15 protein-coding genes are annotated in these 15,938 nt (G+C 72.7%); 9 read left to right on the forward strand and 6 right to left on the reverse strand.

Annotated features, from left to right (window positions below):
- Positions 1 to 26 precede the first annotated feature (26 nt).
- A complete protein-coding gene (gene purU / locus BX283_RS19385; protein WP_101388831.1) occupies positions 27 to 878 on the forward strand; it encodes a formyltetrahydrofolate deformylase in 852 nt (283 codons plus the stop codon).
- A gap of 233 nt (positions 879 to 1,111) precedes the next feature.
- Here purU and BX283_RS19390 read toward each other — a convergent pair whose 3' ends face one another.
- Positions 1,112 to 2,494 carry a transcriptional regulator gene (locus BX283_RS19390; protein ID WP_101388832.1) on the reverse strand — a complete coding sequence of 461 codons (1,383 nt, stop codon included), beginning with the start codon at positions 2,492 to 2,494 and terminating at the stop codon, positions 1,112 to 1,114.
- A 329-nt stretch (positions 2,495 to 2,823) separates the two neighbouring features.
- Here BX283_RS19390 and BX283_RS19395 point away from each other — a divergent pair, with 329 nt between their 5' ends.
- The 4 genes from BX283_RS19395 (at position 2,824) to BX283_RS19410 (ending at position 7,277) form a co-directional block, all read left to right on the forward strand.
- Positions 2,824 to 3,522 carry a bifunctional DNA primase/polymerase gene (locus BX283_RS19395; protein ID WP_101388833.1) on the forward strand — a complete coding sequence of 233 codons (699 nt, stop codon included), beginning with the start codon at positions 2,824 to 2,826 and terminating at the stop codon, positions 3,520 to 3,522.
- Positions 3,523 to 3,575: 53 nt separating this feature from the next.
- Positions 3,576 to 4,433: an ABC transporter ATP-binding protein gene (locus BX283_RS19400; RefSeq protein WP_101388834.1), complete on the forward strand. Its 858-nt coding sequence runs from the start codon at positions 3,576 to 3,578 to the stop codon at positions 4,431 to 4,433.
- The gene (locus BX283_RS19405; RefSeq protein WP_101388835.1) at positions 4,430 to 6,055 is read left to right on the forward strand and encodes a transporter; all 1,626 of its coding nucleotides are present in this window, start codon (positions 4,430 to 4,432) and stop codon (positions 6,053 to 6,055) included. Before BX283_RS19400 ends, BX283_RS19405 begins: the two co-directional genes overlap by 4 nt.
- Before the next feature lie 373 nt (positions 6,056 to 6,428).
- Positions 6,429 to 7,277, forward strand: a complete 849-nt coding sequence (locus tag BX283_RS19410; protein ID WP_180357199.1) for a polysaccharide deacetylase family protein — start codon at positions 6,429 to 6,431, stop codon at positions 7,275 to 7,277.
- A gap of 29 nt (positions 7,278 to 7,306) precedes the next feature.
- Here BX283_RS19410 and BX283_RS19415 read toward each other — a convergent pair whose 3' ends face one another.
- Together BX283_RS19415 and BX283_RS19420 are read right to left on the reverse strand one after the other, a co-directional pair.
- Positions 7,307 to 8,188 carry an alpha/beta fold hydrolase gene (locus tag BX283_RS19415; RefSeq protein ID WP_101388836.1) on the reverse strand — a complete coding sequence of 294 codons (882 nt, stop codon included), beginning with the start codon at positions 8,186 to 8,188 and terminating at the stop codon, positions 7,307 to 7,309.
- Positions 8,189 to 8,769: 581 nt separating this feature from the next.
- Complete coding sequence (locus BX283_RS19420) at positions 8,770 to 9,462, reverse strand: metal-dependent transcriptional regulator (RefSeq protein ID WP_101388837.1); 693 nt, start codon at positions 9,460 to 9,462, stop codon at positions 8,770 to 8,772.
- Positions 9,463 to 9,676: 214 nt separating this feature from the next.
- Here BX283_RS19420 and BX283_RS19425 point away from each other — a divergent pair, with 214 nt between their 5' ends.
- Complete coding sequence (locus tag BX283_RS19425) at positions 9,677 to 10,432, forward strand: SIS domain-containing protein (protein ID WP_101388838.1); 756 nt, start codon at positions 9,677 to 9,679, stop codon at positions 10,430 to 10,432.
- 245 nt (positions 10,433 to 10,677) lie between these two features.
- Here BX283_RS19425 and BX283_RS19430 read toward each other — a convergent pair whose 3' ends face one another.
- Both BX283_RS19430 and BX283_RS19435 read right to left on the reverse strand, forming a co-directional pair.
- Complete coding sequence (locus tag BX283_RS19430) at positions 10,678 to 12,051, reverse strand: PAS domain-containing protein (RefSeq protein WP_101388839.1); 1,374 nt, start codon at positions 12,049 to 12,051, stop codon at positions 10,678 to 10,680.
- Positions 12,052 to 12,224: 173 nt separating this feature from the next.
- A complete protein-coding gene (locus tag BX283_RS19435; RefSeq protein WP_257583144.1) occupies positions 12,225 to 12,749 on the reverse strand; it encodes a GNAT family N-acetyltransferase in 525 nt (174 codons plus the stop codon).
- Here BX283_RS19435 and BX283_RS19440 point away from each other — a divergent pair.
- Positions 12,748 to 13,122 (forward strand): VOC family protein, encoded by a 375-nt coding sequence (locus tag BX283_RS19440; protein WP_101388841.1) that lies wholly within the window; start codon positions 12,748 to 12,750, stop codon positions 13,120 to 13,122. The two genes, BX283_RS19435 and BX283_RS19440, sit on opposite strands and share 2 nt — an antisense overlap.
- A gap of 276 nt (positions 13,123 to 13,398) precedes the next feature.
- Here BX283_RS19440 and pdxH read toward each other — a convergent pair whose 3' ends face one another.
- Entirely contained in the window at positions 13,399 to 14,025 is a 627-nt protein-coding gene (gene pdxH / locus BX283_RS19445; protein ID WP_180357467.1) for a pyridoxamine 5'-phosphate oxidase, read from the reverse strand.
- Positions 14,026 to 14,341: 316 nt separating this feature from the next.
- Between pdxH and BX283_RS19450 the strand changes: the two genes are divergently transcribed.
- Both BX283_RS19450 and BX283_RS19455 read left to right on the forward strand, forming a co-directional pair.
- The gene (locus BX283_RS19450; protein ID WP_067162695.1) at positions 14,342 to 15,442 is read left to right on the forward strand and encodes a citrate synthase 2; all 1,101 of its coding nucleotides are present in this window, start codon (positions 14,342 to 14,344) and stop codon (positions 15,440 to 15,442) included.
- Between the two features lie 182 nt (positions 15,443 to 15,624).
- Positions 15,625 to 15,885: a hypothetical protein gene (locus BX283_RS19455; RefSeq protein WP_101388842.1), complete on the forward strand. Its 261-nt coding sequence runs from the start codon at positions 15,625 to 15,627 to the stop codon at positions 15,883 to 15,885.
- Positions 15,886 to 15,938 lie beyond the last annotated feature (53 nt).

Here is a 15,938-nt window from a genome sequence, read left to right on the forward strand (position 1 = left end):
GGTGCCTCTTGTGGCATCCTGCCTGGATGACTGACCAGTACGTCCTCACGCTCTCCTGCCCGGACAAACAGGGCATCGTGCACGCCGTGTCGAGCTATCTCTTCATCACCGGCTGCAATATCGAGGACAGTCAGCAGTTCGGAGACCGCGACTCGGGTCTCTTCTTCATGCGGGTCCACTTCTCGGCCGAGGCGCCGGTGACGGTGGAGAAGCTGCGCGCCAGCTTCGCGGCCGTGGGCGACTCCTTCCAGATGGACTGGCAGATCCACCGCGCGGACGAGCGCATGCGGATCGTGCTGATGGTGTCGAAGTTCGGCCACTGCCTCAACGACCTGCTCTTCCGCTCGAAGATCGGCGCGCTGCCGGTGGAGATCGCGGCGGTCGTCTCCAACCACACGGACTTCGCCGAGCTCGTCTCCTCGTACGGCATCCCCTTCCGCCACATCCCGGTGACGAAGGAGACGAAGGCGGCGGCGGAGGCGGAGCTGCTCGCTCTGGTACGGGACGAGGGCGTCGAGCTCGTCGTGCTCGCCCGCTATATGCAGGTCCTCTCCGACGACCTCTGCAAGCAGCTCAGCGGCCGGATCATCAACATCCACCACTCGTTCCTGCCGAGCTTCAAGGGCGCGAAGCCGTATCACCAGGCGCACGCCCGGGGCGTGAAGCTGATCGGTGCGACGGCGCACTACGTCACGGCGGACCTGGACGAGGGCCCGATCATCGAGCAGGAGGTCGAACGGGTGGGCCATGAGGTCACCCCCGACCAGCTGGTGGCGGTCGGCCGCGACGTGGAGTGCCAGGCGCTGGCGCGGGCGGTGAAGTGGCATGCGGAGCATCGGATTCTGCTGAACGGCCGCCGCACGGTGGTCTTCGCGTAACCCCATCTGGTGCCTCGGCCCCAGACCCCCCTTTACGGTGCTGCGCCCCGGGGCACGCGTTCGTCTGCGGGCCGCCCCCAACTGGTCGCGCAGTTCCCCGCGCCCCTTAAGGCGCTCCCTTCGGGGCGCCCAGGGGATTGCCGCGCAGCGGCATTCAAGGGGCGCGGGGAACTGCGCGACCAGCCATCTACGGTCCGCAGACGAACGCGTGCCCGGAAAGCACCGTGGGGGGCTCAGGCCGCCTGGACCTCCAGGCGGGCTCCGAACTCGCGTACCGACGGCTCGTCCGCGTACGGCTCCAGGCGCTGCTGGAGGTCGTCGAGATAGTCCGCGCCGCGATTCGTACGCAGCGTGGACAGCAGCTCCACCGCCCGCGTACCGGTGGCGCACGCCAGCTCCACCTCCCGCTGCTGCACCTGCGCCGTGGCCAGCAGGATCAGCCCGATCGCCCGGCGCCGCGCCCGCGTCTCGGGGTGGGCCGCCAGGGACTCCTCGGCCCGGCGGGCCGCGGCCTCGGGCTGCCCCAGGTCCCGGTGGCAGTGGGCGAGTTCGTCCGCCAGATACCCGTGGTCGAAGTGCGCGATCCAGGACGGGTCGTCACCGGAGTCCGCCGACGCCGCCTCCATCGCCGCGAGGGCGCGCCCGGCCACCGTCTGGCACGTACGCGCGTCCCCCAGCAGCGCGTGCCCCCGCGCCTCCGCCGCGAAGAACATCGCCTCGGCGCGCGGCGTGACCCGCCCCCGCGAGCCCTCCTGCGCCGCGCGCGCCAGCTGCGCGATCTCGCGCGGGTTGCCCAGCTGCGCCGCGAGGTGACTCATGGAGGCGGCCAGCACATACCCCCCGTACCCCCGGTCCCCCGCCGCCTGGGCGAGCCGCAGCGCCTGGATGTAGTAGCGCTGGGCCAGGCCCGGCTGGCCGGTGTCGACGGCCATGTAGCCCGCCAGTTCCGTCAGCCGCGCCACCGCCGCGAACAGCTGGCGCCCGACCGTCTCCCGGTACGAGCCCGCCAGCAGCCCGGACACCACGCTGTTGAGGTAGTGCACGACGACGGGCCGCACATGCCCCGACCCGAACCGGTGGTCGAGCTCCACCAGCGCGTCCGTCATCGCCCGCACGGCGTCGACGTCCGCGACCCCGACCCGCTGCCCGGCGTTCCGCGCGACCTGCGCGTCCGCCCCGGTGATCAGCCAGTCGCGGCTCGGCTCGACCAGCGCCGAGGCGGCCACCGTGGAGCCGGTCAGGAAGTCGCGGCGGCCCACGTCGCTGCGCCACAGCTCGCAGACCTGCTCGATCGCGCCGAGGACGGTGGGCGAGAACTGGAGCCCCACCCCCGACGCCAGGTTCTTGCCGTTCGCCATGCCGATCTCGTCGATCGTCACGGTGCGCCCGAGCTTGCGCCCCAGCGCCTCCGCGATGATGCCCGGCGCCCGTCCCCTGGGCTGCTGGCCGCGGAGCCAGCGCGCCACCGATGTCTTGTCGTACCGAAGGTCGAGCCCGCGTTCGGCGCCGACCATGTTGACGCGCCGGGCGAGACCCGCGTTGGAGCACCCGGCTTCCTGGATGAGCGCCTGCAGCCGTTCATTGGGCTGGCGGGCGACTAGAGGCCTGGCTGCCATGTGAACCCCCTGATGCGGCAGTTGATCACTCCTGTGATCACTGCCCTGCGAAAAGGCAGAGAATGCGAAGGAACCGAAGGAACCGAAAGAAAGCGCGGGAAACAGAGATTGCGCCGTAAATCGGATGAATACCGGTCGTGGGTGAAGTCGGCGGTCTGGAACTGACGTCGGACGAACGGGCACGGTGCCTGTTTCCCCTGAGCCCCCCGCTTGTGGCTACCCGCCACGAGAGGCGCGGCCGCACGCGCGCCCCCGTCCATGCACCCATGCGCCCCGGATGCAGGATCGATGCTCCTGCCCCGCCCGCCGCGCGCCCGTAACCCGCGGTGATGCCGGGAGTTGAGTTCTGCGTGGAAGAGACCATCACAGGCACGGAAGCCGCACAGATTCCCAAGCAGCGCGGCGACCAGCTCCTCGACAGCGCGGTGCGGTACGCGGAAGAGCGGCACTGGGACGTGTTCCCCGGCACCTGGCTGGAGGCGGCCGAGGGCGTGGAGCACTGCTCGTGCGGCGACGCCGCCTGCCCGTCGCCGGGGGCGCACCCGTCCCGGCCGGACTGGGCGACCCAGGCCACGGGGAGCGCGGTAGCGGCCCGCCGTCTGTGGTCGAAACAGCCGAAGGCCTCGATCCTGCTGCCCACCGGCCGCACGTTCGACGCGATCGACGTCCCGGAGTCGGCCGGCTTCCTGGCGCTCGCCCGGATGGAGCGCATGGAGCTCACACTCGGCCCGGTCACCTGCACCCCGGACCGCCGGATGCTGTTCTTCGTGCTGCCCGGCGCCGGCGCGAAGGTCCCCGACCTGGTGCGCAAGCTGGGCTGGACGGCCGCCTCGATCGACCTGATCACCCGGGGCGAGGGGGATTACGTGGCGGCGCCGCCCACCCGCATCGGCGGCCACGGCGCGGTGCAGTGGGCCCGCCGCCCCACCCCCGCCAACCGCTGGCTGCCCGACGCCGAGGAGCTCATCAGCCCGCTCGCGTACGCCTGCGGACGCGAGGCCGCCGCCGCCCGGGCGCGCCGCTCGTAGGGTGGTCCCCGTAGACGTACAGACGTACGTACGGGGACGAAAGGCGCACCACCATGCCGGACCAGACATTCGACGGCGGTACCGACCCGACTGAACCGGAGGCCACCGGTCCGGCCACCGCGGGCGGAGTGCGGGAGCTGCCGCCCGCCGTCCGGGTCAGCGATCTGTGGAAGCGCTTCGGCGACCAGATCGCCGTCGCCGGGATCGATCTGGAGCTCCCGGCGGGCAAGTTCATCGGCCTGGTCGGGCCGAACGGGGCGGGCAAGACCACCACCCTGTCGATGGTGACCGGCCTGCTCCGCCCCGACCGCGGCACCGTCGAGGTCGGCGGGCACGACGTGTGGCGCGACCCGGTCGCCGTGAAGTCCCGGATCGGCGTGCTGCCCGAGGGGCTGCGGCTCTTCGAGCGCCTGACGGGGCGCGAACTGCTCGGCTACACCGGCCGGCTGCGCGGGCTGCCCGGCGCCGAGGTCGACAAGCGGGCCACCCAGCTCCTGGACGTGCTGGACCTGGCGGGCTCCCAGCACAAGCTCGTCGTGGACTACTCGACCGGTATGCGCAAGAAGATCGGGCTGGCGGCGGCGCTGCTGCACAACCCCGAAGTGCTGTTCCTTGACGAGCCGTTCGAGGGCGTCGACCCGGTCTCCGCCGCCACCATCCGGCGCGTCCTGGAGCGCTACACGACCTCCGGCGCGACCGTCGTCTTCTCCAGCCACGTCATGGAGCTCGTCGAGTCGCTGTGCGACTGGGTCGCGGTGATGGCCGCCGGGCGCATCCGCGCGCAGGGCACGCTCGCCGAGGTCCGGGGCAGCGCGAGCTCCCTCCAGAACGCCTTCCTCGAACTCGTCGGCGCCCACGGGCGCGACACCGGCGACACCCTCGACTGGCTCGGCGGCGGTGCGGCCCGATGAGCACCACCGCCCCGAAGGCCCCCGCGACGCCGGGCGCCCCCTCCCTGACCCCGCTCTTCGTACGGCTGAAGCTGTCGCTGCTCAGGAACGGGCTGCTCCAGTCCGGCGGGCGCAGGGCCGCCTACATCACCTCGGCCGTCCTCGCCCTGCTCTTCGCCGCCCTTCAGCTGCTCGGCCTGCTGGCGCTGCGCGGCGACGCCCACGCGGCCACCGTGGCCGTTCTGGCCACCGGCGTGCTCGCGCTCGCCTGGGCGGTGATGCCGCTGTTCTTCCCGAGCGGCGACGAGACCCTGGACGCGACCCGGCTGGTGATGCTGCCGCTGCGGCCGCGCTCGCTGGTCGTGGCGCTGCTGGCAGCCTCCCTGGTCGGCATCGGGCCCCTCTTCACGCTCTGCCTGGTGCTCGGCTCGGCGCTGGCGGTGGCCCACAGCGCGGCGTCGGCCGCTGTCGCGGTGGTCGCCGTACCGCTGACGATCCTGGTGTGCGTGGCGCTCGCGCGGACCGTGGCGACCGCCAACACCCGGCTGCTGACCTCCCGCAAGGGCCGCGACCTCGCCGTGCTCAGCGGTCTGGTGATCGCCATCGGCTTCCAGTTCGTCAACTTCGGGCTGCAGAAGCTCGGCGACTCGGGCGGCCTGTCCGCGCTCGACCCGGCCGGGGACGTGGTCCGCTGGCTGCCGCCCGCCGCCGCGATCGGCGCCGTGGACGCGACGAGCGAGGGCGCGTACGGGCGGGCGGCGCTGCAACTCCTGCTCACCGCCGTGGCCCTTGCGGCCCTGCTTTACGCCTGGCAGCGCTCGCTGGTACGGCTGATGACCAGCCCGGACGGCTCGACGCTGCGGCCCGCCGACACCGCCCGCAAGCAGGCGGACCGGCCGGGCCTCGCCGGGCTGCTGCCCGAGGGCCGCACCGGCACCGTCATGCTGCGCACCCTGCGGTACGCCTGGCGCGACCCCAAGACCAAGGCGGCGTGGATCACTTCGCTCGCCATCGGTCTGATCGTCCCGGTCGTCAACGCCCTCCAGGGCAACGGCACGGTGTACTTCGCCTCGTTCGGCGCGTTCATGCTGGGCGCCCAGATGTACAACCAGTTCGGGCAGGACACCTCGGCGTTCTGGATGGTCGTCCAGACGATCTCCACGCCCCGGGACGCCTTCCTGGAGCTGCGCGCCCGCGCGTACGCGATCGCGCTGGTGACGGCCCCGTACACCGTCCTGGTCGCGGTGGTCACGGCCTCGCTGGTCGGCAACTGGGCGGCGCTTCCCCAGGCGTTGGGGCTCTCGCTCGGGCTGCTCGGCGCGATGCTGGCGACGGGCGCGGTCGCCTCGGCGGTGTTCGCGTACTCGGTCCCGCAGGACAGCCGCAAGAACGTGGGGCCGGGCCAGGGCGGTATCGCGTCCCTGGCGATCTTCGGCGGGATGCTCACCAGCGGGCTGCTCAGCGCGCCGCTGATCGCCCTGACGATCTGGCTGCACGTCTCGGACCGGCATGGCGCGCTGTGGCTGGTGCTGCCGGTGGGGGCGGGGTACGGGGTGCTCGTCGCGTACGCGGGGCTACGCGTGGCCGCGCCGCGCACGGCCCGGCGACTGCCGGAGATCTTGACGGCGGTCAGCCGGGGGTAGGTTCTGCGCCCGGTCTTTGTCTGCGGGCCGGCGGTGGGCTGAGCGCGCCCACGCGGCGGAGCCGCACATGTCACAGCCCCGCGCCCCTAACCCCTCGTTCGTCTGCGGACCGTAGATGGCTGGTCGCGCAGTTCCCCGCGCCCCTTAACGGACCGTGGTCGGTTGCTCGCGCCGTTCCCCGCGCCCCTGAAGGGGCGCCCCGCAGGGGCGCATTTAAGGGGCGCGGGGAACTGCGCGACCAGCCCGCCACCGGCCCGCAGACGAACACCGGGCCAAGAAGGCCCATCACTCGGGCGGGTGACGCCCGCATGCGTGCCCAAGCAGGCGCGGGTAGATCTTTTGTGTGACCGCGTACCGCATATCCCTCAGGGCCGTGACCGCAGGTTTCGCCGCCTCGGTCCTGCTGTTCTGCGTCGGCTGCGCCACCGGCGCGCAGGTCTCGAACGCCCCCCGGGCCGCCCCCGTACGCCACGTGCACGAGGGCGACGAGAACCCCCCGGAGGACGGCCGCACGCGCGCCCTGCCGTACTCGCCCCTCTGCCGCACCACCAAGTGCATCGCGCTCACCTTCGACGACGGGCCGGGCCCGTACACCGCGCAACTGCTCGACATACTCGGCCGGGAAGGCGTGCGGGCGACGTTCTTCCTGGTCGGCGACAAGCCCGTGCACACCTATCCCGACCTCGTACGCCGGATCGCCGCGCAGGGCCACGCCATCGGCAACCACACCTGGACCCACCCGGTCCTGACCGGGCTGCCCGAGGCGGAGATACTGCGCCAGCTCACCCTCACCCAGTCGGCGCTCCAGCAGCTCACGGGCGTCAGGCCGACGCTGATGCGGCCGCCCAAGGGCCTCACGGACGCCCGGGTGACGGGCGCGGCCAAGGCGCTCGGGCTCGCCCAGATCCTGTGGAACGTGACCGCGACCGACTACCACAACACGACCACCGAGCTCGTACGCAAGCTGGTCCTGGAGCGGGCTCGGCCGGGCGGTGTGGTCCTGCTGCACGACGTCCTGAAGTGGACCGTGCCCGCCGTGCCCGGCATCATCACCGGGCTGCGCGCCGCGGGCTACACGCTGGTGACGGTCCCCCAGCTGTACGAGAACATGCAGCCGGGCGAGCAGTACCCGGTGTGGGCGACACCGGCGCCGACCCCGACTCCCACCCCGACTCCCACTCCCACCCCGACTCCGGCCGCCGCGAAGCCGGGGCACGGCTGAGCCCTGCCAGGTCCCGCCAGGGCTCCGGTTCAGGGGGACGACGGCACCGGGTGCTCGGCCGTCTCCCGCAGGAACGGTTCGACCGCGGCCCGGAAGCCCTCCGGCTGGTCGTGGTGGACGAGATGGCCGGCGTCGGCCACCTCCGCGTACTGCCCGCGGGGCAGCACCCGGACCATCTCCTGGGCCTCGGCGCGGCCGAGCTCGCCGTCGAGGCCGCGGACCACCAGCGCCGGGCAGCGGACCTGGGCCAGTTCCTCCCAGTGCGCCTCGTACACCCACGTCTCGCGGGCCCTGAGCATCTGCCGGCGGGAGAAGACCGGCCGCCAGCCGTCGGCGCGCTCGGCCATCACCTCGGCGAAGAACTCGCCGCGCGCGGGGCTGGGGCGCTCCACCCAGGGGTCGTCCTCGCCGAACCACTTCCGTACGTCCGCGAGCGTCGCGAACGGCACCGGCCAGGACTTGAACCAGTCCTCCCACTCGCGCTGGGAGGCCGCGCCGAGCGCCGAGGCGCGCATGTCGCAGATCACCAGGGCGCGGACGAGGTCGGGGCGGTGGGCGGCGACCTGCCAGGCGGTGAGGGCGCCCATGGAGTGGCCGACGAGGGTGACCGGGGCGAGGCCCAGCTGCTCGATCGCCGCCTCCGCGTCCGCCACATAGGCCTCGCGCGTGAAGGGGCCATCGGCGGGCTTGTCGCTGCGGCCGTGGCCGCGCTGGTCCAGGGCGACCGCGCGGTGCTGCTCGGCGAGCCAGCGGGCGGTGGGCGCCCAGTGCGCGGCGCGGCCCATCAGTCCGTGGAGCAGTAACACCCCGGGCGCCGGACCGGCCTCCCGGCGGTCCTTGGGCGGGTCCGCGAACTCCCAGGCAGCGAGGCGTACGCCATCGGATCCCGTCACGTCGCTGCGTCGCACCATGTGTCCTGGCACCCCCTTCAGCCCCCGAAGCCCTGAGGTCAGTTCACGGCAGGGTATCGAACCTCTATTCGAAAACTGGCGTCTCTCGCGCAACACCCCTCGTTCGAGTGACCGGACTCAAGGATTGACGGGCCGCCCCGAGGGGAGATCTTCTGCGGGAGGCGGGCGGCCACGGTGGGACCGATCGGCCGACCCGAGGGAGCTGACCCCGAGAGCTCGGGGCTCCGGGTCAGCACCGGGGAGGGCAGGCCCCGGCGCCGCAGGGCGTCGGGGCCCTCTGCGATCGCGCCGTCCGCGACTGCGCGGGGCCCGCCGGAGGCGGGAGGCGGTGGCAGCGGGGCTCTCCGCACGATCCCTCCCCTCCTCGGCCGTACGCTCCCCGGCCGTACACCCGTCCGCTCCTCAGGTCATATGCCTCACCCGACAGCGTGGCACGCGAACCGTCCGTCCGCTGCCGATCCGACCGGAAACAACGGCCGGGCACGGCGGACGGCCCACCCTCTCAACTCCCTTACGCCCCAAAGGAAACGGGGCGGTGCCGCGCGTCCGCGCGACACCGCCCCCACATCCCCTGCTCCCGGCTACCGCTTGGCGACGAAGACGTGCGAGGCCACGTCCGCGCCGAGCTCGGCGGCCTCGCCGCTGCTGCCGACCAGGACGCCGCCCGGGGACCGCGTCACGCTGACGACCGCGCCGGGCTGCACGCCCGCGCGACGCAGCGTGTACATCAGCTGGGCGTCCGTCTGGATCGGCTCGCCGATGCGGCGCACGACGACCGTCATGCCGTCGTCCGTCGTCTCCAGCTCGTTGAGGCTGATGATGCCGTCCTCCAGGAAGGCGTCGGCCTCGGCCTTCTCGCCCAGCTCCTCCAGGCCCGGGATCGGGTTCCCGTACGGCGACTCCGTCGGGTGGCGCAGCAGCTCCAGCACGCGCCGCTCGACCGCCTCGCTCATCACGTGCTCCCAGCGGCACGCCTCCGCGTGCACCTGCTCCCACTCCAGGCCGATCACGTCGACGAGCAGGCACTCGGCGAGCCGGTGCTTGCGCATGACGCGGGTGGCCAGGCGGCGGCCCTCGTCGGTGAGCTCCAGGTGCCGGTCGCCGGCGACCTGGACCAGGCCGTCGCGCTCCATGCGCGCGACCGTCTGGCTCACGGTCGGCCCGCTCTGGTCGAGTCGCTCCGCGATCCGGGCGCGCATGGGGACCACACCCTCTTCCTCAAGTTCGAGGATGGTGCGGAGATACATCTCCGTCGTGTCGATCAGTCCGGACATACGTGCCCCTCGATGCTGTGAATGTTGAAAGCACTCGTGCGCTGGCCCTGGCTCAATTCTGACGCATACCACTGACAACCGTGCCCCGGCCGGGGCACGGCCCGGGTGCGGGCGTATTGACAGGGCAATGGTCCAGACCGCAACGTGTGCGGCGGCACGGACATTCCCCACCCCGAGCATTCCCCCACGCACCCCTCCGGAAAGGGCCCAGGCGATGAGCGAGAGCAAATTGGCCGGTCAGTTCTTCGACGCCGCCATCGGGCTGCTCCAGCGGGTACGGGACGAGGAGGCCGGGAACGTCGCCGCCGCCGGGACCGCGATCGCGGACACCGTCGCCGCGGGCGGCCGCCTCTTCGCCTTCGGCGCCGGGCACTCCTCGCTGGCCGCGCAGGACGTCGTCTACCGGGCGGGGGGCCTCGCCCTGATGAACCTCCTCGCCGTCCCCGGCACGGTCGGGGTCGACGTGACGCCCGCGACGCTGGGCTCGGCCCTGGAGCGCGTGGACGGCCTGGCGGGCGCGGTCCTGGACTCCAGCCCCGCCAAGCCCGGCGACGTCCTCGTGATCGTCTCCCTGTCCGGCCGCAACTCGCTGCCGGTCGAGATGGCGATGAACGCACGCGCCCTGGGTCTGAAGGTCATCGGCGTCACGTCGCTCGCGTACACCTCGGGCACGAAGTCGCGGCATGTCTCCGGCACGTTTCTGCGCGACCACTGCGACATCGTCCTCGACAGCAAGATCGCGATCGGCGACGCGGAGCTGACGCATCCGGCGATCGAGGCGCCGTTCGCCCCCGCGTCGACGGTCGTCACGAGCGCGCTCATGCAGGCGATGATGGCGGCGGCCGCGGAGTCCCTGGCGGAACGGGGCATCGAGCCGCCGCTGCTGCGGTCGGGGAACGTGGATGGGGGCCATGAGTGGAACGGGCGGGTGCTGGAGGAGTACGGGGAGCGGATCTTTTTCCGGCGGTAGGGGGCGCTTGGCTGGTGCCCGGTCTTTGTCTGCGGGCCGGTGGCGGGCTGAGCGCGCAGTTCCCCGCGCCCCTAAAAGCGCCCCTCCGGGCCGCCCAGGGAGTTGCCGCGCAGCGGCATCTAAGGGGCGCGGGGAACTGCGCGAGCAACCGGCCACGGTCCGCAGACGAACGAGGGTTTTCAGGGGCGCGGGGAACTGCGCGACCAGCCATCCACGGTCCGCAGACGAACGAAGCCGCGTGGGGGTCACCCCACCGACGACGCCAAGTCCAGGGACGCCGCCACCCGTACCGCCACGCTCTCCGCGAACTCCGCGTCCGGGCGTTCGAAGGCCGGGCGGCCGGGGCCGCGCAGGAACGTGAGGACGCCGACCGTACGGCCCCGGCTGCGCAGGACCGTGCACAGCGCGTGCCGCGCGTCCGCGGGCCACTGCCGCTCCGCCGCCCAGCCCTCCGCACCCCCGCTGGCCCGCACCGACCCGACCCGGTCGACGGCCTGGAGCGCGGGGTGGCCCGGCGCGTAACGGACCGGGATGCCCCCGCCCGCCACCGGCGCGACCGGCCCCGGCGCGCTCGCCGGCGACGCCGCCGTACGCACCAGGCGCTCGCCCACCGCCACGTCCACCAGAGCGTGCTCCGCGAACCCGGCGAGCGCGAAGTCGAGGTACGCCAGCGCCGCCTCCGACGGGTCCTCGCACTCCGCCGCCGTACGCGCCGCCCGGTACAGCTGGTTCCAGCGGAACCGCAGCCGGTCCGCCTCCTGCTCGGCCAGCTTCGCGTCGGTCACGTCCTGGAACAGCCAGGCGACGCCCAGCGGCACCGGCTCCTCCGCCAGCGGCGAGGCCAGCCGCAGGAAGCCGCTGCGCCAGCAGCGCCGCCGCTCGCCCTCGGCGGTGCGCAGCGTCCCCCACAGCTCGGCGGGCGAGGCGGGCGCGCCCTCCGCGAGCACGTGGTGCAGCGCGCCCTCCAGCTCCTGGACGCCCTGCGTGATCAGCTCGCCGAGCGGCCGCCCGAGCAGCGTGACCCGCCCGGTCCCGAGCGCCCGCGCCGCGTACGCGTTGACGACCGTGGGACGCAGGTCCACATCGACGAGCACCACGCCCCACGACCCGTCCTCGAACAGCGCCTCGCTCAGCGCGATCGACCGCTCCAGGTCGATCTGCGCGTGCACCTCGCTGAACGCGCAGTACACGCCCGCCGGTTTGCCGTCCGCGCCCCGGACCCCGGCCGACTGCGTCCGTACGAGAACGCGCCCGCCGTCCTTCTTCAGCAGCGCGAACTCGTGCACCTGGCGGCCCGGCGCGTCCATCGCGGCCATCAGCCGGCCCTCGACCTCGCCCGCGTCGGCGGCCCGGACCGCCCATCCGGCGAAGCCCTGGCGGCCGACGGCCTCCTCGGCGCTCCAGCCGAGGATCCGCTCGGCCTCGCGGTTCCAGTGCGTGACCGCGCCGCCCGCGTCGAACGCGCAGAGCGCGGCGTCCATCCCGTCGAGCAGCGCGGCGAGCAGATCGCCGCCGTGCTCGGGCTCGGGCACCGGCGGACCGTCCGGGCCCTCGTCGTGTCCCCGGTCCGGCTCGTCGGGACCGAGGGCGTTGGTGGTCTCACTCCGGGAAGCACTCATCCTGGCACCCCCTGCAGGACGTGTCGCCGCGTCACACATACGCACCGACCCTCGTCGGATCATTCAACTGGAACGTGACGCATCCCACATCGACTTCCCCGAAATCCCTTCCCGGGAAGGGCCGTTTTGCGACGCCGGAGCGGGGCGCCCCGGCGGGAACTATCCGCGCGGGCTCACCCGTCGAGCTCCCCGCGCCAGCGCACCTCGCCGTCCTGCCGCTCGTCGGTCGGGGCGAGCCCGGCGGCGCGCGCGACGGCGGCGGACGCGGTGTGATCGGGGTGGATGTGCGCCACGACGCTCCGCACTCCGTACGCGCCGAGCCCGGCGACGAGCACCCGCGCGGCCTCCACGGCGATCCCCCGCCCCTGCCAGGGCGTCCCCACGACCCAGGCGATCTCCGCCGTACCACCTTGCACAGTGGCCTGGACCGTACCCACCGACCGGTGCTCTGCGCGCAGCCGGATGACCCAGTTGAGCCACTGGACGGCGGGGTCGGGCGACCCGGCCGTCATCCGCGCGTACCGCGCGCGCAGGGCCTCGGCGGTGTCCGGGGCGCCGCCGATGAACCGGTGCAGCGCGGAATCGCCGAGCACCTCCGCCATCTCCTCGGCGTGGCCGACCCGCAGGGGCTCCAGATCGACCCGCGCCCCCGAAAAGACCTTTTCCGCCCCGCTGTTGTCGAACATAGTGACGCCCATGACCTCACTTGTACGTCATACGACGTTCGACTGCACCGACGCCTACACGCTGGCCACCTTCTGGGCTGCGGTACTCGACGGCAAAGTCTCCGACGAGGACTCCCCCGGCGACCCGGAGGCCCTGGTGACCGCCGGGAGCAGCGCGCTCCTGTTCGTGTCGGTTCCCGACGCCAAGACGGTGAAGAACCGCGTCCACCTCGACCTCCAGCCGCAGGACCGCACCCGCGACGAGGAGGTGGACCGGCTGCTGGCCCTCGGCGCCACACTCGTCGGCGACCACCGGCTGCCCGACGGCAGGGGCTGGGTCACGCTCGCGGACGTGGAGGGCAACGAGTTCTGCGTCGAGCGGTCGGCCGGGGAGCGCGCCGAATAAATCGGTTGTCGCGTCCCGCGCGGCTTCCTAATGTGTGGTGCACACGAGAAGGGAGGTGGTTCGGCAGATGTATGAATACCGGACGCGTGAGGTGACTGCGGGCTAGCGCCTGCCAGTCGCACACTTTGTGTGGTGCCGGCTCGTCGCCGGCCGAAATTCCCAGCAGTCACCGACCCGCGGGCTCGCCGGTACGTCCGGCCGGCTCCTCTCCGGAGGAACCCGAGCCCGCGGGTTTCTGCATGTCCGAGCGGTGTGCCGGTCAGGGCGGTGTGCCGGTCAGGGCGCCAGGCGCTCGACCCGCCAGGCGTCCGGGCCCGCCGGGACATAGCGCAGCCGGTCGTGCAGCCGGTTCTCGTGGCCCTGCCAGAACTCCACCGTCTCCGGGACGATCCGGAAGCCGCCCCACTGCGGCGGGACCGGGATCTCGGCGCCCTCGGGATAGCGGGCCGCCAGCTCCTCGTAACGGCTCGTCAGTTCCGCGCGGGAGGCGATCGACGTCGACTGCGGGCTCGCCCACGCGCCGAGCCGGGAGCCGTGGGGGCGGGTGCGGAAGTACGCCTCGGTCTCCTCCTGCGGAACGCGCGCGGCTGTGCCCGTCACGATGACCTGGCGGGAGAGCTGGTGCCAGGGGAAGAGCAGGGAGACCTGCGGGTTCGCCGCCAGCTCGGCCGCCTTGCGCGAGGCGTAGTTCGTGTAGAAGACGAAGCCCCGGTCGTCGTAGGCCTTCAGCAGGACCGTGCGCGTCGAGGGGCGGCCGTCGGGGGTCGCCGTGGCGACGACCATGGCGTTCGGCTCGTGCAGGCCGCCGGTGACGGCCTCCTTGAACCAGCGCGCGAACTGGGCCATGGGCGTGGCGGCCAGGTCGGTCTCGTCCAGGAGGGTGGTGCGGTACTGGCGGCGCATGGCGGCGGGGTCGTGGTCGGTCACGGCGTCATCCTGCCGCAGGAGCGCGGGGCCGCGCCCGGGCACCTCAGATGGCACGGCGTGTCAGCTTTCCCGGCACGGAGGGTCGCCAACCCTCCGCGCGGCAAATGGGGCAGTGTGCCGGATGTCACGCTTCCCCGCACCCGTCGAACCCGCCAAACTCTCCGCTGGGCCACTGTGGCCCCCCTACGACCCGGTGGGTTGAATTTTCCACCACACGGGGCATCACGGGGGAAGGGGCGCCCCCTGCCCGACCCATCCCGCAGCTGTCGCAAGCATCACGAGGAGCCGCCTGATGTCCGACTTCGTACCCGGACTTGAAGGAGTCGTCGCGTTCGAGACCGAGATCGCCGAACCCGACAAGGAAGGCGGTGCTCTTCGGTACCGAGGCGTCGACATCGAGGATCTCGTCGGCCATGTGTCGTTCGGGAACGTCTGGGGGCTGCTGGTCGACGGGGCCTTCAATCCAGGGCTGCCGCCCGCCGAGCCCTTCCCCATCCCCGTCCACTCCGGGGACATCCGCGTCGACGTGCAGTCCGCGCTCGCGATGCTCGCGCCGGTCTGGGGGCTGAAGCCGCTGCTCGACATCGACGAGCGGACCGCCCGCGACGACCTGGCGCGCGCCGCCGTCATGGCACTGTCGTACGTCGCCCAGTCGGCGCGCGGCCAGGGGCTGCCGATGGTGCCGCAGCGCGAGATCGACAAGGCCGAGTCCGTCGTCGAGCGGTTCATGATCCGCTGGCGCGGCGAGCCGGACCCGCGGCATGTGAAGGCCGTCGACGCGTACTGGACGTCGGCCGCCGAGCACGGCATGAACGCCTCGACGTTCACCGCCCGCGTCATCGCCTCCACCGGCGCGGATGTCGCGGCCGCGCTGTCGGGCGCGGTCGGTGCCATGTCCGGTCCGCTGCACGGCGGCGCCCCCTCCCGCGTCCTCGGCATGATCGAGGAGATCGAGCGGACCGGCGACGCCACCGCGTACGTGAAGAAGGCCCTCGACAAGGGCGAGCGCCTGATGGGCTTCGGGCACCGCGTCTACCGCGCCGAGGACCCGCGGGCGCGCGTGCTGCGCCGCACCGCCAAGGAGCTGGCCGCGCCGCGCTTCGAGGTCGCGGAGGCGCTGGAGAAGGCCGCCCTCGAGGAGCTGCACGCCCGCCGCCCCGACCGTGTGCTCGCCACGAACGTCGAGTTCTGGGCGGCGATCATGCTGGACTTCGCGGAGGTCCCGGCGCACATGTTCACGTCGATGTTCACGTGTGCCCGTACGGCGGGCTGGTCGGCCCACATCCTGGAGCAGAAGCGGACGGGCCGCCTGGTGCGCCCCTCCGCCCGCTACATCGGGCCGGGCCCGCGCGACCCGCGCGAGGTGGAGGGGTACGGGGACATCCGGGCCTGAGCCCTTGGCCGACCCCGCCTCAGTTTGTACGTGTGGCGCCGCCCCGGGGACGGGGGCGGCGCCACACGCGTATCCACCCCAGTCCGGGCCCCCTTGATCAACCGCATGGCCGGATTCGATAGGGTTTTCGTGTACCAGTCCCCCACAACGGGCTCTTGGGGCCCGGGATTTGGAGTACTCGCATGCGTCGTACCGTGACCGCTGTCCTCTCCGCCGCGCTGCTCGCCGGCGGCCTCGCCGTGACCGTCGCGCCCGCCGCGCAGGCCGGCGTGATCATCTGCAAGCCGGCCGAGCTGCGCCAGGAGGCCGCCCAGCTCGACCGGAAGGCCGAGGAGCTGAAGCGCCTGGGCGAGCGCGAGGCCGCCGCGAAGGCGCACCAGCGGGCCAACGCGCTGCGCAACAAGGCGAAGGCGTGCGAGGACGCGGACGGCCGCGCGTCCTAGTCCGGTTGGACGGGCCGGGGCGATCGTGTGCGCGCCCCGGCCCGTCTTCCCTT

Source organism: Streptomyces sp. TLI_146 (assembly GCF_002846415.1).
Taxonomy (GTDB): Bacteria; Actinomycetota; Actinomycetes; order Streptomycetales; family Streptomycetaceae; genus Streptomyces.